At 58.5% G+C, this 19,426-nt stretch carries 23 protein-coding genes and 1 tRNA gene; 9 read left to right on the forward strand and 15 right to left on the reverse strand.

Translation table 11 applies throughout. The annotated features are described in order from the left end of the window. Nucleotides 1–66 precede the first annotated feature (66 nt). The 11 genes from IPI80_RS00475 to IPI80_RS00525 all read right to left on the reverse strand — a co-directional run bounded on the left by IPI80_RS00475 (nt 67) and on the right by IPI80_RS00525 (nt 6,180). The gene (locus tag IPI80_RS00475) at nt 67–1,185 is read right to left on the reverse strand and encodes a DNA methyltransferase (RefSeq protein WP_413857547.1); all 1,119 of its coding nucleotides are present in this window, start codon (nt 1,183–1,185) and stop codon (nt 67–69) included. 3 nt (nt 1,186–1,188) lie between these two features. Then, the gene (locus IPI80_RS00480; protein ID WP_413856097.1) at nt 1,189–1,416 is read right to left on the reverse strand and encodes a hypothetical protein; all 228 of its coding nucleotides are present in this window, start codon (nt 1,414–1,416) and stop codon (nt 1,189–1,191) included. A 69-nt stretch (nt 1,417–1,485) separates the two neighbouring features. Further along, nucleotides 1,486–1,770, reverse strand: coding sequence for a hypothetical protein (locus IPI80_RS00485; protein ID WP_413856099.1), 285 nt, complete (start codon nt 1,768–1,770; stop codon nt 1,486–1,488). Nucleotides 1,771–1,855: 85 nt separating this feature from the next. Next, on the reverse strand, nt 1,856–2,014 hold the full coding sequence (locus IPI80_RS00490) for a DUF4391 domain-containing protein (RefSeq protein WP_413856101.1): 159 nt from the start codon (nt 2,012–2,014) through the stop codon (nt 1,856–1,858). Next, complete coding sequence (locus IPI80_RS00495) at nt 2,007–2,237, reverse strand: DUF4391 domain-containing protein (protein ID WP_413856103.1); 231 nt, start codon at nt 2,235–2,237, stop codon at nt 2,007–2,009. The genes IPI80_RS00490 and IPI80_RS00495 overlap by 8 nt, the downstream gene beginning before the upstream one ends. Before the next feature lie 121 nt (nt 2,238–2,358). Continuing rightward, nucleotides 2,359–2,901: a hypothetical protein gene (locus tag IPI80_RS00500; protein WP_413856105.1), complete on the reverse strand. Its 543-nt coding sequence runs from the start codon at nt 2,899–2,901 to the stop codon at nt 2,359–2,361. After that, the gene (locus IPI80_RS00505) at nt 2,889–3,575 is read right to left on the reverse strand and encodes a C-terminal helicase domain-containing protein (RefSeq protein ID WP_413856107.1); all 687 of its coding nucleotides are present in this window, start codon (nt 3,573–3,575) and stop codon (nt 2,889–2,891) included. Before IPI80_RS00505 ends, IPI80_RS00500 begins: the two co-directional genes overlap by 13 nt. A gap of 152 nt (nt 3,576–3,727) precedes the next feature. Continuing rightward, the gene (locus IPI80_RS00510) at nt 3,728–4,285 is read right to left on the reverse strand and encodes a hypothetical protein (RefSeq protein WP_413856109.1); all 558 of its coding nucleotides are present in this window, start codon (nt 4,283–4,285) and stop codon (nt 3,728–3,730) included. 46 nt (nt 4,286–4,331) lie between these two features. Next, nucleotides 4,332–5,048, reverse strand: a complete 717-nt coding sequence (locus tag IPI80_RS00515; protein WP_413856111.1) for a hypothetical protein — start codon at nt 5,046–5,048, stop codon at nt 4,332–4,334. Between the two features lie 56 nt (nt 5,049–5,104). Next, the gene (locus tag IPI80_RS00520; protein ID WP_413856113.1) at nt 5,105–5,659 is read right to left on the reverse strand and encodes a hypothetical protein; all 555 of its coding nucleotides are present in this window, start codon (nt 5,657–5,659) and stop codon (nt 5,105–5,107) included. Between the two features lie 368 nt (nt 5,660–6,027). Next, entirely contained in the window at nt 6,028–6,180 is a 153-nt protein-coding gene (locus IPI80_RS00525; protein ID WP_413856115.1) for a hypothetical protein, read from the reverse strand. Between the two features lie 5 nt (nt 6,181–6,185). On the opposite strand from IPI80_RS00525, the gene IPI80_RS00530 reads away from it, so the two are divergent. The 9 genes from IPI80_RS00530 (at nt 6,186) to IPI80_RS00570 (ending at nt 14,903) form a co-directional block, all read left to right on the forward strand. After that, nucleotides 6,186–7,130, forward strand: a complete 945-nt coding sequence (locus IPI80_RS00530; protein WP_413856117.1) for a hypothetical protein — start codon at nt 6,186–6,188, stop codon at nt 7,128–7,130. Between the two features lie 107 nt (nt 7,131–7,237). After that, nucleotides 7,238–7,582, forward strand: a complete 345-nt coding sequence (locus tag IPI80_RS00535; RefSeq protein WP_413856119.1) for a helix-turn-helix transcriptional regulator — start codon at nt 7,238–7,240, stop codon at nt 7,580–7,582. Between the two features lie 10 nt (nt 7,583–7,592). Then, complete coding sequence (locus IPI80_RS00540) at nt 7,593–10,478, forward strand: hypothetical protein (RefSeq protein ID WP_413856121.1); 2,886 nt, start codon at nt 7,593–7,595, stop codon at nt 10,476–10,478. Then, nucleotides 10,478–10,831, forward strand: coding sequence for a hypothetical protein (locus IPI80_RS00545; protein ID WP_413856123.1), 354 nt, complete (start codon nt 10,478–10,480; stop codon nt 10,829–10,831). The genes IPI80_RS00540 and IPI80_RS00545 overlap by 1 nt, the downstream gene beginning before the upstream one ends. A 27-nt stretch (nt 10,832–10,858) precedes the next feature. After that, on the forward strand, nt 10,859–11,749 hold the full coding sequence (locus IPI80_RS00550) for a hypothetical protein (protein WP_413856125.1): 891 nt from the start codon (nt 10,859–10,861) through the stop codon (nt 11,747–11,749). Nucleotides 11,750–11,805: 56 nt separating this feature from the next. Beyond that, nucleotides 11,806–12,414, forward strand: coding sequence for a hypothetical protein (locus IPI80_RS00555; protein ID WP_413856127.1), 609 nt, complete (start codon nt 11,806–11,808; stop codon nt 12,412–12,414). A 168-nt stretch (nt 12,415–12,582) separates the two neighbouring features. Beyond that, nucleotides 12,583–13,218 carry a hypothetical protein gene (locus IPI80_RS00560; protein ID WP_413856129.1) on the forward strand — a complete coding sequence of 212 codons (636 nt, stop codon included), beginning with the start codon at nt 12,583–12,585 and terminating at the stop codon, nt 13,216–13,218. A 48-nt stretch (nt 13,219–13,266) separates the two neighbouring features. Continuing rightward, a complete protein-coding gene (locus IPI80_RS00565) occupies nt 13,267–13,899 on the forward strand; it encodes a hypothetical protein (protein ID WP_413856131.1) in 633 nt (210 codons plus the stop codon). Nucleotides 13,900–14,675: 776 nt separating this feature from the next. Beyond that, nucleotides 14,676–14,903: a hypothetical protein gene (locus IPI80_RS00570; protein ID WP_413856133.1), complete on the forward strand. Its 228-nt coding sequence runs from the start codon at nt 14,676–14,678 to the stop codon at nt 14,901–14,903. Nucleotides 14,904–15,528: 625 nt separating this feature from the next. Here the strand turns inward: IPI80_RS00570 and IPI80_RS00575 are convergent. The 4 genes from IPI80_RS00575 to IPI80_RS00590 form a co-directional block, all read right to left on the reverse strand. Beyond that, nucleotides 15,529–15,605, reverse strand: a tRNA-Arg gene (locus IPI80_RS00575). An 87-nt stretch (nt 15,606–15,692) separates the two neighbouring features. Beyond that, on the reverse strand, nt 15,693–16,565 hold the full coding sequence (locus IPI80_RS00580; protein WP_413856135.1) for a 3-keto-5-aminohexanoate cleavage protein: 873 nt from the start codon (nt 16,563–16,565) through the stop codon (nt 15,693–15,695). Between the two features lie 23 nt (nt 16,566–16,588). Further along, complete coding sequence (locus IPI80_RS00585; RefSeq protein WP_413856137.1) at nt 16,589–18,601, reverse strand: biotin carboxylase N-terminal domain-containing protein; 2,013 nt, start codon at nt 18,599–18,601, stop codon at nt 16,589–16,591. Continuing rightward, complete coding sequence (locus tag IPI80_RS00590) at nt 18,598–19,425, reverse strand: enoyl-CoA hydratase/isomerase family protein (protein ID WP_413856139.1); 828 nt, start codon at nt 19,423–19,425, stop codon at nt 18,598–18,600. Before IPI80_RS00590 ends, IPI80_RS00585 begins: the two co-directional genes overlap by 4 nt. Nucleotide 19,426 lies beyond the last annotated feature (1 nt).

Consider the following 19,426-nt stretch of genomic DNA (forward strand, 5'->3'; position numbering starts at 1 on the left):
CAGCGCCAGATCTACGCCCCAGTCCAGAAGCACTTGGAACAGCAGGTCTTCCGGCGTGCGGTCTTCTCAGGATATTGTTGACTTGATCAGACAGCAGGTCTTGGGATACGGAATCGGGGTGTAGAACACCTCTTTCATATTAGAAGTGTCGATTTTGAGCACCCGGAAACCTACGTCCAGCTTGTCGGTGCCCGCTTTTCCGGCGTTGTCTTTTCGAACTTTCTTGCCCGCTCTGCGGAGACGCTCTTTGGTTAACTCAGCCGTTGTCCTAGGCAATCCGAGCCCGTCACAGTAATCCGCCGCCGATTTTTGCTTTTCGTTTCCTGGGTCGAGTGGATCAGGGATTTGAACCAAAATAAACCGGCGCGTCCCAGCGTCTTTTGCATTTTGTTCCATCACTGCGTGAGCCATGGAGCCCGAACCAAAAAAGAAATCTAAGATCAGTGCGTCGTTCCCAATGTTCATCTGCACAAAGTAACTGAGAAGCTCAGTCGGCTTTGGATAGCCATCAAAATTGCCTAATTCAACCAACTGAGCAGTTGCCTTCTGAGTTCCACCAAACCCATTCAGCGTTGAAATGACATGGCTTTTGGTAGTCGTGCCGTTGTTTGACGGCTTCAATCGCACCGATTGGGTGAGCACAAAAAGTTGTGACTTGATCCTTGCTGTCTCGAATTGCCCGACATCCATTGGCAATAAACTCTTGGACCAACTCTTTGAGCTCCAACCACTTTCAACAACAACTGAGTTCGTCAATCGTGCGTTCGCAACTATCGCGTCAACTGAATATCGTGGCCAAGGACTTGTGCGCGCCGCGATACTTCCGCTTTCAAATGTCGCAGGGAAACCTACTGGCAACACTATTCCGCTAACCGGATTCTTCGGTCCGTTTTTTACAACGGTGTTTCGTATTTCGGGTTTGAATAGTTTGCTACCGGCGTCCGTACTCGGGTCAACGACGGGAGGGGAGGAAATTTTCGCAGATTTCGCGTAGAGAAGCACGTATTCGTGACAAATCTTTATCTTGGCTTGGTTATCGAAATTCCCATCACTGCGCCAACAGAATTGAACGAGAAAGTTGTCCTCGCCAAACACCTCGTCGCAAATCTTTTCCAAGTTTTCAGCTTCGTTGTCATCAATCGATACGAATATGACACCGTCCTCGCGCAGTAAATTGCGCGCCAGCTTCTAGCCTGGATAGATCATTTGACAACCAATCGGAGTGGAATCGACCGTTCGCTCCGCGTTTGCGACCATGCGATTCCCAGCCACATCACTCTGCTGCGAGCGTTGGAAATAGCTACTCCAGTCCTCCGAAAAGTCATCGTCGTACATAAAATCTTTGCCCGTGTTGTAAGGCGGGTCGATGTAAATCATCTTGACTTTGTTCAGGTAGGTCTCTTGCAGCAGCTTCAATGCATCAAGGTTGTCCCCTTCAATAAATAGATTCTTGGTGGTGTCAAACCCACGCTTTCATCGACCTCGTTACCTTTCTCGTTCTCGGGTACGACAAGGGCGTAGCGTCTTAGCGATAGGCGCATTGGCATTAAGTAGTGCTTCGCGTTTGCCCGGCCAATTGAGTTGGTAACGCTCCTGTGGCCCTTCCACAATAGAAGTGGACAGCTCTTGGCGCAATTGGTCAAAGTCGATGCTGCGTGTGATCACACCATCATCACCACGGGCCTCCGCAATGCAGCCTGGGAACAACTCCGCCACTTTTGCGATGTTGGCCTGCGTCAGGTCAGGGCTGTGCATTTTCAGTTTATTCATGGTCATTTTTTTTGGCTTCTAGCCCCCGTGGAATTTGCGGGAGCAGCTATCAAATACGTAGCAAATTGATTTACTTGGCCGCTGATCATGTCAGCGCTTCCAGCTCAGTGCGAATGGTACGCAACTGGGCGTTGATCTCGACCTTGCGGTTGAACTGTTTTTCAGCGTTCAGGCGCGCTTCCAGCTTGGCTGCTGCCGCCTGCTTGGCAGCCAATGCGGCCAGACGGTCCAACTGGTCACGCAACGTCTCGCCCGCATCCCTCAAACCGCAGGTTGAACAGAATGGGGCGCGGCATGGCTTTGTCGATGCAGCGCAGTACCGAATGACTGACATCAGGCAGCTTCAAGGCGACTTCAAACACCTCAATCTCTGGCACCGCCGGTTTGGCGGGCAAATTGATGGTCTCTGGCGCTAGCTTGTAGGCCCAGGTAATGCTTTCCACCTGCTCCACAAACAGCGCACGCAACGCCGGGGCTTGGCGTGGGCGTAGATTTTCGACTTGGCGACAACGCTACCTACCGCCGCCTGCAGACGGCCAGGCGAAAAGTGCTTGGGTGGTCATGGGGCCTGAATCCCCAAGAAGCTGATCAGCTCAAGTCTTCGAGCCCGGCAATCTCACCCACCAAGGCGCTGGTTTTGCCCGGCGAAAACAAGCTGTCCACGTCCTGCTCTTGCTGGCGCTCGATCATGGAGTGAATGGCCTGGTCCAGCAGGGTGGAGAAAGTGCGCATGTTGCGGCCATCGTCGGTCGCCTTGTTAAACGGCTCAAACGCGGCGGGTACGGGTTCGCTGCGGCCTTTGCAGGCATTGCGGGCCAGGTCCAGCAGTGCCTTGACCTCCATGTGGTCGGCAATGATGTTGCCGTCCATACCGATATAAACCAAGTAGTACGGGTGCAGCCGGTTCTTCTGCTGCACCACGGCACCGGTTGTACCGCTAAGCAACCGGTTGCGCAGCGTGAATATGACACCGGGCTTCAAACCCTTTTCTGGGTTGGCGGGCACCACGGCATGCAAACCATTGGGCAGGCGCGCCAGGTCGCCATGGGCTTTGACGTAGTTCAGCAAGTCCATGCGGAAGTCGTTCAGGCCCAGGTCGGTGATGGATACCCCGGTTTTTAGGTCTTCCATTTCGATGACTTTTCTTGCAAGCGGCGCATTCGCTCCTTGCGGTAGGCCACGTCATTGGATTGGGCGGACAGCACGTTGTCATCGCCCGTGGCGGTCACATCAGCAATCATCATGCGGCTCTCAACCCGCTCTTTCAGGCGGATGTACTCGTCCAGGCTGATATCGGGCCAGTAGTTGACCAACTGGATGCGCGCATTGGGGGAACCAATACGGTCCACCCGGCCAAAGCGCTGGATGATGCGCACGGGGTTCCAGTGGATGTCGTAGTTGATGACGGTGTCGCAGTCCTGCAAGTTCTGGCCTTCGGAGATGCAATCTGTGCCGATCATCACGTCGATTTCACCCGGCTCATGCGGCATGGTCAGTGCCTTCTCTTTGGCGCGCGGCGCAAACAGCGTGAGCATGGTCTGAAAATCCACGCCTTGGCGCGGGTTGGCAGCCAGGCGAAGTGTGGTTTTGGGCTCGGTGGAGCCAGTGACCTTGCCGGTATGAATGCCGTGCTTCTGGAACAGGCCCGGTGCCAAGTTGTCGTACAGGTAATTGGCCGTGTCCGCGAACGCGGTGAATATCAGCAGCTTGCGATTGCCGGGGTTGAAGGGGTGCGCCAGCTTCTGCTCGATTTGGGCTTTCAGGTGTTGGAGCTTGGCATCGTCAGCCGGGGTGATTTTGGCCATTTCAGCCAATAGCCCGTCAATGACAGCCAAGCCACCATACGTCGTGTTCCCACGATGGCAGGTCCATGTCACCCAGTTCGATTTGCACCTTGCCACCGGTCGAACTGCTTTCGCCGCCCCGGTCGTCATCCAGGTCTGGCAACAGCTCGTCGTCAAATCCGCGTCCTCGAAGTCCGACGTGTGGTCGGTGAACTTGGCGGCCTTGCCTGACTTTTGAAGGCGGTAATCTTGGCCAGCGCCTTCTGGTGGTTGCTTTGCAGGCTTTGCAGCGTGAGGCGGAACGATGCAACCGAACTTTCCAACCGTTTGAGCAGGTTGACAGTCATCAGCGCTTGCAAGCTCTTTTCACGGTCGGCCTGTTTGAGTTTGCCGCCTCCGCTGGCCACCTCGGTGTCGTACATGTCTTCGTACTTCTTGATGCGGCTGGGCAGGATGTAGCCCACGGGCGCATACACGGCCAGTTTCAACAGCGATAGCTGGTTGAAAATGTCGTTGAAACCTATGACATCGGTGCGCTGGGTCAGCGGGCAATGGAATGACAGCGGTTTGAGGCGTTCCGGGAAGCGGCCAATGTCCTTGGTGTCGTAAAACGTCTCGATGTGCTTGCGCGACCGGGCAATGGTGACGCTGTCGAGCAGCTCGAAAAAGTCGAAGTCCAACGCGGCCAGGATGGCACTGGCGGTGCGCTCCTCCGGCGGCAGCTTGTCCACATATTGAACGCGGTCTGCGCGCGGCGGAAGATCGTCGATGTCCTTCTCAGTGCGCAGTTGTCGCCCAGCAACCCGGCGTTGCCTTCATATGCCAGAGCCAATTGGTTGCGCAGATCATTGAAGCGGAGTTGTTGACCGGGGTGGCCGACAACATCAGCACCTTGGTTTTGACGCCCTGCTTGATGACCGTGTTCATCAGCTTCTGGTAGCGCGTCTCCTTGTCCTTGTAGACGTCGTTGTTGCGGAAGTTGTGCGACTCGTCGATCACCACCAGGTCGTAGTTGCCCCAGTTGACCCGATCCAGCGGCGTGCCAAAGGATTCGCCGCTGGTGCGCTGCAGGTCGGTATGGCACAGCACCTCGTAGTTGAACCGGTCCTTGGCGAAGATGTTGGTTTTGAGGTTGCGGTTGTAGGTGAGCCAGTTGTCGGCCAGCTTCTTGGGGCATAACACCAGCACTGAGCGGTTGCGCAGCTCGTAATACTTGATGACGGCCAGCGCCGTGAAGGGTTTTACCCAGGCCCACGCTGTCGGCCAGGATGCAGCCGTTATAGGTTTCCAGCTTGTTGATGAGGCCAGTGGCGGCATCGCGCTGGAAATTAAACAGCTTCGCCATACCAAGGTGTCCAGATAGCCGGTGCGGTCGTTGGGTAGCACATCTTCGTTGAGGTCTTCCAGGAACTCGTTGAAGATGTTGTAGAGCATCAGGAAGTAGATGCGCTCGGGCGAATTCTCTTGGTAGACTGACGCAATGTGTTCGCACACCAGGCTGGTGACGTCTTTGAGTTTGTCGGAATCAGCCCATATTTGGTCAAACAGGCTCAGAATACGCTGGTATTGGCGGGCTCGTCAAACTTGTTGACGATGTTGGACACCGCATTGCCGCGCTGGTAGCCCAAATCCACGGCAGTAAAGCCATGCAGCGGCATGTAAACCGCATTGGGCGCAGCGGGTCCAGCAGCCTGCACCGCTGCAAACTGCTGCATGGGTGCCACGCCACTGTTGGAACGAAACTTGGCTTTACGGCGCATCCAGTTGGCGCATTCGCGCGCGATAGCGCGCTGGGTCAACTTGTTTTTGCGCTGCACCTCGAACTCGGTGCCATAGAAGCCGCGTTCACTCTGCGTCTCAGAGGGTGACTTGGGGATGTGGAACTCGCGCCGCTCCTTCTTGGCGGCATCGGTTGCCTCGCCGGGCATGAACGTGGGAGACGTGAAGATGAACTCGAATGACTCCACCGATTCCAACTCACGCTTCAAGGCCCTATAGGCGTAGATGGAAAAGCATGATGCGGCGATTTTGAGCCGCGCACCCGGCTGGACTGACTGCTTGATGTCCTCGCCCAGCAGGTCGTTGATGTTGTCGATGAGTTTCATGCTCTTTTTCTGACGCTCCTTGGGTGAATTTTCCGAGCACGAGAGCGCCATCAGCCCGAGCGCAGTAAGGAGGCTATCGCTGCTCTCTGTACCGCGATGAAACCGTGTGCCTATACTCCAATGTACAGCAAAGTTCAGAGTCGTCCGGCAGCGTTTGCCATACGCTGAATTCAACGTCCAGCAGGGAGACAACATGACCCGTAATTACTCGACCAGGGCCTTTTTCCGGCAAATGCCCAACGCGCTGTTAGCAAGACAGCGACTCGCAGCATGAGTACATTTGACTCGCTGACTTGGGCGTTTGAAGACTGGTTTGACACCCCACTTTCCGGCCTACCTGACACATTGCGCCAGCGGGTTGAAAAGAATTAGCGCCCATGGCATGGGACAACCTGTCCGCTGGCCAGCGTCGCAGTGTGGCCTTGCAGTTGGACTACCAGCATGACCCAGCGACCGCGCAGGACCAAAATTCTGGTGATTTCTTTGAGCGGGTTGATGACCAGATAATCAGGTGGCAGCATGGGAAGTGGTTGCTACCCCGGCCGCCGCTGATCTGGCGCTCAAAGAAAGCCGGCTGGCAGAACTCAAACAGGAACTTGCCCGCATGGATGCGCAGAAGCGGCTGGCGCGCGGCGACTACTACCCAGAACGAAAACCAAGTCTGACCAAGGACGGCGCACCTTTGGCTGAACCAGCCCCTGCTACCCGGTATGTGGCGTACCCCAAAGCCATGCAGCAGTTGACAGCGCGCCTTGGCGCAACCCCCGAGGAACTGGCGGCTTGGATTTTTTATGGTCCGAAACTTGGCGGAATCACCGCGTATGTGAATGCCAATGAGCTGGACCCACCGCCACGCTTTTCGTATTCATACTTCGTCGGCACATCCGACTACATAGCTCCGCTCATGGCATGCTGGTTCAAGGTAGAGGACATTGATCAGTTTGCGCCTGCTGACAGATACATGACTGGCTCAGCGTTGATCGAACGTTGGGGCCAGCGCCCCGGTTTGAAGGCGGTGGCGTTCATTCAGGCCAAGATTGAAGAATCTCGTCTCGCGGATATTCACCCCATTTATGGGGGCACGCGGGGCACTTTTTCAGAACACGCCGATTGGCCACCGTTGGAAGCCGGGTTGTTTCCTTTGGCGCACGTCTTGCAGATTGAGGCTGAGGATTTTGATGGCGACTTTGAAGCCGCTGGTTTGGGAAAAACGGAAGTATTTGAGTCGGTTGGACAGCCAGACCAAGCCGTTGTGGGATCGGCCGAGTGGCGTTCTCAAAATGCTCAAATTGCTGCAAATGCACTCCATGACAAGCCCGGCGGAAGCCGTGACAAACAAAATCAAATTCGCACTATTTGGGCAAGTGGCAAGTATTCGTCAAGAAACGTTTGTGCTGAGCAGGAGTGCGCAGGGATTGAATATGTCCTACGACGCTGCACGGAAGGCGTTAACCAACATCCCAGACCCTAGTTGATGCTAAGCACAGCCTAGGCGCTGCTGAGCATAGGGGCTTAGCGGATGCGGGGTATCCCGGAAAGATCGGCGGCATGTCCAACAACACCCACTGAGGTGCCAACATGTCGCACGCCATCCTGCGTATCCCAGCCGCCAAAACCCAATCGGGCTACTCTCGCTCCACCATTTACCTGCGCATTGCGCAAGGCTTGTGGACCAAACCCGTCAGCCTGGGGCCGCGCGCCGTCGGATGGCCGTCCAACGAAATCGAAGCGCTGAATGCAGCGCGCATCTCGGGCAAGACCGATACCCAAATCCGCGAACTGGTCGAGACGCTGCACACCAAGCGCAAAGAGCTGATGGCAGCAGGGGCTGTAGCCATGAAAAACCACTCTTCACACCCTCGCCTATTGGCTGGTCCAATCCGCGCCGTATGCCGTTGCCATCCTTTTTGGGTGTTGCATTGAAAGGGTGTGTATGAACGACCTAACCGAAAATCTCGCAACTCCAGACAACTCTCACAACTGCGAAGAGCCACCCAAACTGCCATTGGCCTTCACCGTCATCACCGGCATCAAACCGGCCCGCCTGACCAAAATCATCGGCATGAACACCAATGGCGGCATGCGCAAGGAAACCTCGGCCATGCTGAGCCGAGGCCAAGCACAGAGTGTGGTCGTAGCTGACTTGCACGGCCTCAAGCACCATCTGGATACATTGACCAGTGCGCAGGCTGTCACCTGGGGGGTCACCAAAGACGACGCGGTGGCAGTCTGCACGCAAGGGGATACCGAGGCGCAGCAAGCTGGTGCCATCGCCCGCACCCGCGAGAACTTCAAGTTTCGGGCCGCACCGGGCGTGATGATGCTGGACCACGATGGTTTGCCCGACGGTGAGTTGTCGCCACTGCAGTTTCGGGACCGTTTGATTGCCGCTGCACCCGCACTGGCCGATGCCCCCATGCTCTGGAGGCCCAGTGCGTCGGCAGGTTGCGTATCGCCAGATGGCAGCATCTTGTCTGGCCTGACCCGGCACCGCCTGTACATCCCCGTGGTGGACGCCACACTGATTCCCGAAGCGGGCAAAGCCTTGGAGGCCCTGCTGTGGGCCACGCCGGGCGCGGGCTGGTGCGACATTGGCGTCGCCGGTCAACGCATGCCGCGTTGCCTGGTGGACGTGTCGGTATGGCAGCCCGAGCGGCTGGACTTTGCCGGGCCATCGGTGCTGGTGGACGGGGTTACCCGCGCCGGGGTTGACGGCGTGATTTACGGAGACGCAACGGCCCAATTCAATCTGCGCCTGCTGATCAACAGCGCCACGCCCTCCATCAAAAAGCAAGCCCAAGCCGGACTGAAAGCAGCACGCGCGGCGGTAGCCGAGAAGTGCGACACAGCCCGGCGTAACTGGGTGGCAGACAAGGCCCCCGCCCTCGCGCAGCGCCGTGGCATCAAACTGGCACAGGCCACCAATGTGCTGGAGCGCGCTGCGGTGCATCAGGTGCTCATGGGCGACTTTGAGTTGACGTGCGCCGATGGCCAGGTGGTGAAAGTGGAGCAGCTTCTGGATAACCCTCACCGTTGGCACAACACACGCTTTGCCGACCCGCTCGACCCGGATGCAGACAAGCGGGTGGCCGTGGCCCGCCTGCTCAACGGAACCCGCCCTGACCTGTTCTCACACCGGCACGGCGGTATGCGCTACGAATTGCGCCGCCAGTCGGCACGGGTTCAGTTGGGCCGGGGTATGCGGGTGGACGCCACCGATGCGGTGCTGCAAGTCTTGCGCGACCGTAGTGAGCTGTTTGACTTTGGCACCAATGCCATTGCGTTTGTTGCCGACGGCAAGGCCACGCCAGTCAGCCGCGACTGGCTGGTGGACCATGCAGGCCGGGTGGCCGAGTTCTACAGCGTCAAAACCGAACGCGATGACGACGGCAATGTCACCTCCACGCGAGAAATCCCCGAAGACGCACCCACCTACATTGCCAACGCCATCATTGCCAAACACGGCAGCCGCAACTTCCGCAAGCTGACAGCCGTCACCACAGCACCCACCTTGCGGCCCGATGGCAGCGCGCTGGACGAACCGGGCCATGACGCAGCGACCGGGCTGATGTACGTCACCACCGAAGCCTATCCGCTGGCCGTGCCGTCGGCACCCACCGTCGAGCAAGCCCTGGACGCATTGGCCAAGCTGTGGCACCCGATCCGCTTGTTTCCCTTTGCCGATGAAGTTGCCGTTGGCGTCACCCTGGCCGCCATGTTGGCCGCGTGTTTGCGCCCGGCATTGCCAACTTGCCCGGCCACCGGCTTTGATGCGCCAGCGGCGGGCACCGGCAAAACCCTGTTGGCCAAGTGCATAGGCGCACTGGCCACCGGCAGTGATGTCGCCGTACTGCCACCCACCAACGAAGAGGAAGAATGCCGCAAGCGCCTGTTTGCCGCCCTGCGTGGTGGCTCCAAGGTGCTGCTGTGGGACAACGTGCGCGAACCGCTGGGCAACTCGGTGATCGACTCGTTTTTGACATCGTCCTTGTTTGCCGACCGCGTGCTGGGCGTATCGGAGAACGTGGAGCTGCCCAACCGCGCCCTGTTTTTGGTTTCGGGCAACAACCTCGTTTTGACAGGCGACACCCACCGCCGGATATTGCTGGCGCGGCTCGATGCCCAGATTGAAACGCCCTTCAAACGCGAGTTCGAGTTTGACCCACTCACCGAGGTCTGCAGCAACCGCCAAGCCTTGGTGGTGGCCGCGCTGACCATTGTGCGGGCCTACATTGCCGCTGGCAGGCCCAAGGTTGCCAAGGGGCGTATTGCGTCGTTTGAGTTGTGGGATGACCTGGTGCGCCAGCCCTTGTGCTGGCTCAGGGAACGCATGTTGGAGTCGGGTCGGGACCTGAAGGACTTGCCCATGTTTGTTGACCCGGCGGACTCTATTGACCGCGCTGCGTCAGAGAACCCGGAAACGTCAAAGCTGGCGGCGCTGCTAAATGCCTGGATAGCCACCTTTGGCACCACCCCCACGTCACCGGCGCAGGCCATCACCAAAGCAACCGAACACTTTGGCGCGCAGTCCGTATTGTTCGATGCACTAGATGAAATCGCGGGTCAAAACGGCAAACTCAACGTGCGTATCTTGGGCCGCTGGCTTGAGCGCCACGCCGGCCAGCTTTGCACCGGCCTGCGCCTGGTGCTCGCCAACAAGACCAACGGCTTGAAGCGTTGGACGGTGGTGCGCACGGTAGAGCGTGCCGCAACAGAAAAGGCCACGCCAATAGTTGCGAGAGTTGCGCCAAGTTGCGAGATTCAGGACGTTGACGACACAGCGGGTGCAAGCCAGCTTGATGACGTGGAGATTTTTTGATGACAGCACAGTCCGTAGAAACTGTGGTGGCCCGACTTTCGCACGCTGGTCTGAACCTCTCCCTGGCCCCTGCCGGGGGGCTGGCAGTGGCACCGTCCAGCCATTTGACTGACGACCTGCGCGCCCTCATCCGAAGCAGCAAGGCGCTGTTGATTGACTGGCTGACGGCGGCAAACGATGCGGCCAGCCACGCACCTGATCCACCCGTCAATCCGCAGGACTGGAAAGAACTGGCAGCGGCCTATCACGCTCATCACTTCAATTGCCCGACCTGCATCGCCGCCGGGCGTGGCTCTGGCTACGGCCAACGCTGTGGCGCTGGCATGGCGCTGTGGCGGGCGTATTGCGATTGATCAGAACCCCAATATTGAAAGCCCACCATGAACACCACCTCCGACACCGCCAACACCGCACCCCTGATTCCCATGGCTGACCCCAACCCCCAACCCTACGAAGCCGTCCGTTTCAACGCCCTGAAGCACGGCATCCTGAGCCGCTACACCGTGCTCAGCCACGAGAGCCATGCTGATTACGAAAGCCTGGTCAACTCGCTGATGGACGAGCACCTGCCAGCCGGCGCGACAGAGCAGCACCTGATTGAAGAACTGGCCAGCGTGATCTGGCGCAAGCGCCGGGTGCTGCAAGCCGAGGGGGCCACCATCAACAAGGGCTTGAAGGAATCCTCTCGCAATGCCAAGACCGTCATTCCAGCGGCGGCACCGTTTGAGATGGGCCTGTCAGGCGAGAACACCGACATTCGCAACCTGATGGACTTGAAACCGGCAGACGTTGCGGAAAGCCAGCAATCTGCCCGGCACGACCTTGATGCGACCAACAAGGCCAGCGCCATCCTGCGCAAAGGTGGCGACCGTGCCTACGACAAAGCCTTGCGCGCCCTTCTGCCCGATACCCGTGAATGGTGGCAAAACTATGTGGACGATGAGGAATACCCCGCCGACGCCACGGGGCTGGCAGCCTTCATCACTGAGCACGTCACGCCCTTTGTCTACCAGCAAGAAAAAGAGTCCCGCCACCACGACGCCATCGTCAATCAAACCATTGGCGAAGGGCTGCAAGCCTACCGGCTGGAGAAGCTTTCCCGCTACGAAACGCACCTGGACCGCAAGTTTGAACGCACGTTGGCCATGCTGATCAAGCTGAAAGACCTCAGAAGTAGCCGCGCACGTAAAAACATGCGCAATTTCCAGCAACACGCAAAACGTCCAGAACCCAGCATCCATGCGGGTTATAGCTCGATTCATGGGTTTTAAGGTCATAAACCCTGCTCAACTTGCCAATTGATTTCGGCAAAAACCGGAGAATAAAAATGGGCGGACGCGGAAGTGGGCGGCGCAGCAGTTACAGCGGCAAAGCGGAAACCAGCGATTCCATGCCGCTGGACATTCGCAAGATCACGCGCAAGGGCTTGCTGGTGCCGGGCAGCAGCTTTAGCTGGCAATGGCTGGTGAACGACCGGCAGGTGGCGGGCATCAGCATCCAGGTGGACTTTGACCAAGGCATGGTGTTGTCCTACCGAATGAAGAGCACCGGCGAAGTGGTTGAACAACGGGTGCAGACGCAAACCTCAGCTTGCCACCTGGGCGGGCAGCGCCACTGGTTCACCTGCCCACGGTGCAGCAAGCGGGTGGCGGTGCTCTACGCGCCGGGCCGCTACTTCGCCTGCCGCCAGTGTGGCGGGCTGGGCTACGCCACGCAGAAAGAAGGCGCAGGCGACCGGGCATCCACCAAGGCCGACAAGCTGCGCAAACGCTTGGGCTGGGAGGCTGGCATCTTGAATGGTGACGGCGGCAAGCCCAAAGGTATGCACTGGAAGACCTACCAGCGGCTCAAAAGCCGCCACGATGCGTTGGTGCAAGTCAGCTTGCATGACATTGGCCGCAAGCTGGGTTTCCTGCACAAGTTGCTGGAGGGGTAAATCTGTTTCGCAAAATGGGCAGCTTGGGTCGTCGGAGCGTTCACTCGGGATCGTCAGGCCATTAGGGGAACTTGAACCACTCTTGCGACTAGACTCCCACGAGGCGCAAAGCCGACCACCGGGTGATCCTCTTCGCATCGGTGACATTTACATTCAGGGAGCGGCAAATTGGGACAAGCAAAAGCACGCGGGACACGCGAAGAAAGAATCAAGAAATTGCACGAAGAGTTTGGTGTACGGCCGATGTCGCGTGAAAGATTCAATGCGTTCGTGTCGTGGACTCGTTCACCCATTGCAACCGGAGTTTCAAAGGAACTGGAGTGGTTTGCAGACGAAAAGGAACAGGTCTTGGGGCTCGCGGCTCTGGATCGAACTGACCGAGATTTTGCATATGTTGTTTTGGGGCGAGACGAAAAAGGCCGCTTTCGCTGCATAGACGTGAACGTCAGCTATCAGTCTTTGAATGAAGCCCGTCGTCACCTGTTCAACTCAATGAAACAACAGGCCCAAGCTGGTAGTGCCGTTTTTCCACAAGGTGACGTGGACAAAGCCGGGGTTGACCTGTTTACTCCCATTGTTTCGGAGAACAAGCTGAATGATATTTTTAAGTTGGTCGCAACTGGAGATCATTGGTACTCGGCACGATCCATGTTGTCAGAAATGATGCGGCATTTTGTGGACATTGATGGCAATTTTGTTGAGCAGTTTCAAACAAGCGGATTCGATGCGCGCCTTGGGAGCTTTACCTTTATGCATTCCTGTTGGAAGAGGGTTTATTCGTTGAAGGCCAGAGCCTGCACCTGACTTTTCTGTAGGTACGGGAGGAAAAAGATCTTCATCGAAGCCGTTACTGTGAATCCAACTGACGGAGATATCCCCAAAGTCGCAACTCACAAAGGCCCTTTCTTTCGTGACCCCACAGAGGTCGCCGCATTGCTCAAAGGAAAAATGCCCATCAAGTTTGGGAGCGCCTTGTTCTCGAAACTCAATCGGAAAACACCCTATTGGAATCTTCCCCATGTCGCAGGGAGTCCATTGGTTTTTGCCATAGCGGATTTCCACGAGCCACAGTCCATGACATGGAGTTCGTCCGCGCTATTCCAGTACCTGCACGCGGTCAGTCATGATTTCTTCCACGACGAAAATGGGCAACTTGTCATAAGCACGCTGAACCTGGAAACGCATGAGCACAACGGAAAGAAAATTCCATCCGGCTTCTTCCTGCCCGATGCAGAAAACGTAAGCGCAGTGCTCTTCACAGCATCGGGAACGTTGTCAAAATTCAATCGGATGGGGAGACTCGCCGGATTTGGCGTGGCGAACAGCACCTTGATTCGGCACGGTGTCTGTCATGATCATAGCCACAACGCATCAATGCCCAGGCCATTTGTCAATCAAATCGAGCCCGGTTTATGTTCTGAAACCTGGGCTGAAGGCGGTGTCGATGTACCACAACCCAAATGCCAAACATCCAGTCCCTCCTGACGCGTTTCCTTCAATTGCCCATCATTGGTTCGAGGGTGGGTGAGATCAAAAGTGTCTTACCTAAATTTCACCCCTACAACTCCATGACTATGAATATAGTGGCAACCGACAAAAAGGGCCAGAGTAAGAAGTCTGTCGAATCAGTTGTGCGCCTACCATCTGTTTCGCAAAATGGGCACTGTCTGCGGCCAGCCCAATGGCAGTCCAAGCCCCTGCGCAGAACATCCATATGAAGAATAGGCCGCTAGCCCTCGTAGAACTTGCGCAAACAGCTATTAAATAGATAGCAAGTGCAACGACCATTGCCCTAGATAAAGTAAGCCAGCGGCCACGCTGGCTTACAGGCCGTTAGGCCTGTAGCCCCCGTATTCCGTGCGTGGCAGCTACTAAACTTGTAGCAAAAACCAACCAAGCAGGCGCGCGGGCTGAGGGAGCCCCCACGGGGGGCGGACGGGCAGACCAGCGCGCAGGGCTGATGCCGCGCAGCGGCGAAGCACAAGGGTGGGCGGGGGCACACACCACATGACTGGCCGCAGGCCACTGACCAAGCACACAGCGCGCAGCGCCTGACCAATGCCACGGTGCCACGACAACCACAAGGGCGCGCAGACGGCGGCGCGTAGGGCGTGCAAGCGACCGGGAAGCGCCGACGGCTGTGCGACCGACTCCAGCGAAGGCCACTTTGCATAACGCCTGTTGCCTTCACCCGAAGGGCGCGAAGCGGTGACCGGCACCAAGCGGAGCTTTAGCGCAGCGACTGGCGGGCACTGAGGGCAATGCGGCGTTATGTAAAAGCGAAGCGGGTGGCCGTAGCGGGCGTGCGCCACAACTGCCACGAACACGGCGACCAGGCCGAGCCGCAGGCGACGGCTGATCCAGCACGATGCGCCAGCGAGCCGAGGCCATATCTGCGCTCCAGCGCACTGACCAACACTTGCGAAGCACTGGCGATGTACCTCCCCGGCACCTGTGCGGGGCGCACCAGCGCCGCGCGCACTGACTGACACTACAGCGCTGGCAAAACGAAAGCGGTGATGCTGGGTGGACTGGCCCACAGCGCGCAGCGCAGCTCAATCAAAAAACAGGCCGCCCAGCATGACCGCGCTGCTCGCCAACGCCACGCGACAGCTTCGTGGTGCCTGGCCATTGCGGTACTCCGCATTGGCCACTGACCAAAGCTACAGAGTCCCGCAATAGGAAAGCGGTGATGTTGGGTGCGCTGCCACCAGCGCGCAGCGCCATTCAGCAGGCAGCGCGCCCGGCATGACCGCGCTGGTGGAGGTCACAGACACGCATCGAGCGCCGAAGGTTCGTCACTGTCTGCCGCCTTCGCGGTAGCTGATCAAGCCCTTGCGCAGCACTGTCTATATGCCAAATAGGCCTCTAGCCCTCGTACTCATTGCGCAAGCAGCTATCAACTTAATAGCAAGTCGTTAAGCATCCAACACGAGAAATACCGACATCATCCATGGCGTGCAGCCATTCGGAGTCAGTTCAGCCATCAATCCCGCAGGTCTGATATTCAAAGAAGGTTTCGAGAAACGGCAACCGAACGGCAACCAGAGCGATGTTGAAAGCCAGAAAGAAGAAAGGACTTAGTGTCTTTCGACGCTAAGTCCTTGATTCATATGGTGCGGCTGGCAGGAATTGAACCCACGACCCCTTGGTTCGTAGCCAAGTACTCTATCCAACTGAGCTACAGCCGCTAAGCCTCGTATTCTATCACCGCTTTTTGGCGAAATTGCCAGCTCAAACCAAAAAACGGGGTGGCCGGGGCCGGGCAAGGCGCTGTCCTAAGCGCGCAAGCCCAGCAGCTCGCGCGCCTCTTGCGGACTGGCCACCGCGCGCCCGGCATTGCGGGCGCATTGGGCCAGTGCCGTAATCAAGGCCCCGTTGCCACTGGCGCGCTCGCCACCTGGCAGGTAAAAAGTGTCCTCCAAACCAGTACGTAGCATGCCACCCAGTTCGGCCGTTTTTTGGTGCACCGGCCAGATTTCAGCGCGGCCGATCAAGGTGGCTTGCCAGATGCTGTTTGGGGCCATCCACTGCGGCAGCAAAGCCAGCAGGTCCGCGTCGCAGGGCATGCCAGATGCCACGCCCATCACCAGGTTGTATTCTGGGCGGCCCATGCCGGGTTTGAGCATGCCAGCCTTGATGTACATGCCCACCGAGCGCACGATGCCCACGTCAAAGCATTCAAACTCGGGGTGCGTGCCACACTCTTCCATCACATCCAAAAACTGCTGCACCTTGGTGATCGGGTTGTCGAACACCATGGGTGGCCAGGCCCATTGGCCGTCTTCCTTGATCTTGAGGTAATTCAAACTGCCTGCATTGCAGGCGGCAATCTCGGGTTTGACGCGGCGAATGCAGGCCAGCGGGCCAGAGATGTCCTTGCCGACCACGCCGGTAGTCAGGTTGATAATGACGCCCGGACAAGCTGCGCGAATGGCATTGACGACCGACTCCATCACGTCCGGGTCCCAGGATGGCAGATGGCCCATGCCCTCCTCCTGGCTGCGCACGTGAACATGCATGACAGAGGCGCCGGCGTTGAAGGCGTCGCGCGCCTCGGCTGCCATTTGCGCCGGGGTTACCGGAACTGGGTATTGTTTGGGGTTAGTCAGCACGCCGGTTAGCGCGCAGGTCAGTATGGCTTTTTCCATGTCGTCTCCTTGTTCGTAATTACCTATGCGGGGGACAATTCGAGTTCAACCAGAAGCGCGCCCGATTCCACCTGCTGCCCAGCCTGCGCGTGCACGGCTTGCACTACGCCCGCGCTTTCGGCGCACAGCCACATTTCCATCTTCATGGCCTCCACGCACACCAGTTGCTGGCCCGGTTGCACGGTGGCTCCGGGTTCCACGGCCACTTGGGTAACCTTGCCAGCCACGGGCGAGCGCGCTTTGCTGGCATCTTTGCGAGCATCGGCATTCGGGAAGGCTGAGACTTCGCTCACCACAAAGCTGTTTGCGTCCATGGCCAGGTGCACGTTGTTGCCGTCTTGCACCACGATAGCGGTGCGGGTCACGCCATCCACGGCGTAGCGCAACGTGCCGTCAGCAAACGACAGCACCGTGGCCTGTGTGTTGACGCCGTCCAACGTGAGCTCGACCCCAGCATGGTGATCGGGGCGCACGCGGATGGCACGCACCACCTCACCACACTGCAAGCGCATATCAAAAGCCGCCACGCTGTTGGCGCGCCAGTTGTGGCCATGCCATTGCTCCAACCCGCGCATGGACAGTGCCAACGCCGCCACCTGCCAGACGGCGTCGGTAGGAATAGCTGCCTGCAGCAAGGCTTCGCCCTGCTCCAGCCACCGGTCTATCAGGGTGGTTGTCATGCGGGCTTGGCGGAAGGCTGGGTGGTCCACCAAGTCACTGAGGAAGCGGCCATTGTTTTTGAGGCCCAGCAAAGGGGTGCTCGCCAATGCCCCACGCAGGCGGCGGATGGCATCGTCGCGGTCACGGCCATAGGCAATCACTTTGGCCACCATGGGATCGTAGAACGGAGAAATGACGCTATCCTGGGCAATGCCGTCATCTATCCGGACGCCGTAGGGTAGGCTGCTGCCTTGCCACCCCAATGTAGACCCCGTTGTGGTCAACGCGTTCTGTGGTTGCCACCACAACACGGTGCCGGTCTGCGGGGCAAAGCCGGTGTAGGGGTCTTCCACGTACAAACGGGCTTCGATCGCATGGCCAGTGAGTGTGATGTCGCTTTGCTGAGCGGGCAGCGGCTCGCCAGCGGCCACGCGCAGTTGCCACTCCACCAGGTCGTAGCCGGTGATCATTTCGGTCACCGGATGCTCTACCTGCAGGCGGGTGTTCATCTCCAGAAAGTAGTGGTGCATCTGGTCGTCCACAATGAACTCGACCGTGCCGGCCCCCTGGTAGCCCACGGCCAGCGCAGCGGCCACGGCGTCTTTGCCCATGGCTTCGCGCAGTGCCGGTGTGACCACAGGCGATGGCGCTTCCTCGATCACCTTCTGGCGGCGGCGCTGGGCCGTGCAGTCGCGCTCACCGATGTAGACGGCGTTGCCATGGCTGTCGGCGAAGACCTGAATTTCGATGTGGCGGCCGTTGTCAATCAGGCGTTCCAGCATCAGCGTGCCGTCACCAAAGGCGCTAGTGGCTTCGCGGCGCGCGCCTTCAATGCCCGGCTGCAGTTCGGCGTCTGACCGGACCAGCCGCATGCCGCGTCCGCCGCCGCCCGCCACCGCCTTGACCAACAACGGGTAGCCCAGCTTCTGGGCCTCTGCCATTAACGCAGCATCGTTTTGGTCCGCACCCAGATAGCCTGGCGCGCAGGGCACACCAGCCTCCAACATGCGGCGCTTGGCCAGTGCTTTGTCGCCCATGGCGGTAATGGCGCTGGCGGGCGGGCCAATGAAAACCAGGCCGGCATCCACACAGGCCTGGGCAAAGGCAGCGTTCTCGCTCAGAAAACCATAGCCCGGGTGCACGGCGTCGGCCCCGGTCTTGCGGGCGGCCTCCAGCACAGCGTCGATACGCAAATAGGATTCTGCGGCGGGTGAGGCGCCAATGTGCACCGCCTCATCGGCCAGCGCCACGTGGGGCGCGTCGCGATCGGCATCGCTGAACACGGCCACCGTGCGGTAGCCCAGGTGGCGGGCGGTGCGGATCACGCGGCAGGCAATTTCTCCGCGATTGGCGATCAGGATTTTCGAGAACGTCATGGCATGGCCCACTGTGGTTTGCGTTTCTGGATAAAGGCGGTCATACCCTCCAGGCCTTCAGGGCCTTGGGCGGCTTGGGAAAAAACGGCAGCGGCTTCGTGCACCAAATCTTGCGGCGCGCGCAGGCGGGCCTGGGCCATCAACGCCTTGGTCGCGCCCAAGGCGCCGGGCGCACAGGCCAGAATATCGGTCAGCACGGTTTCCAGCTCACGCTGTAAATCCGCCGTGGCCACAACGCTGTGGACCAGCCCCAGGCGCAGCGCTGCGGCGGCGTCCAACCGGCCCCCGGTGACGGCCAAGCGCTTGGCCTGTGAGTAGCCCAAGCGTTCCACCAAAAATGGGGCGATCTGGGCCGGTACCACACCCAGCGAAGTCTCGGGCAGGCGAAATTTGGCCGTTTCACTGGCGATGGCCACATCGGCCACACAGGCCAGACCAAAGCCCCCACCCATCACCGTACCTTCCAGCACCGCAACCACCGCCAGCGGCGTGCGGGCGTAGGCCACGCACAACTCGCCAAAGGCGGCGTTGACTTCGGCGATGGGGTCTTCTGCACCGCCGTCTTGTGCGGAACCTTGCATGGCGCGCATACGGGCCGCCGCCATGTCTTTCAAGTCGGCGCCGGCGCAAAAGTGGCCGCCGTCGCCGCGCAACACAATGATGCGCACCGCATCGCTTTGGCCTTTAGTGGCTTCAGCCTGCTCCAGCACCTGACGCAGCTCTGCCACCATTTGCAGTGACATGGCATTGCGTGACTCTGGTCTACTAAGCCAAATGTGCAGGGTAGCCCTCGTCAAATCTACACGGAGCGCTTCCAAATTCATA

Source organism: Candidatus Aalborgicola defluviihabitans, assembly GCF_016705985.1.
Taxonomy (GTDB): Bacteria; Pseudomonadota; Gammaproteobacteria; order Burkholderiales; family Burkholderiaceae_C; genus Allorhodoferax; species Allorhodoferax defluviihabitans.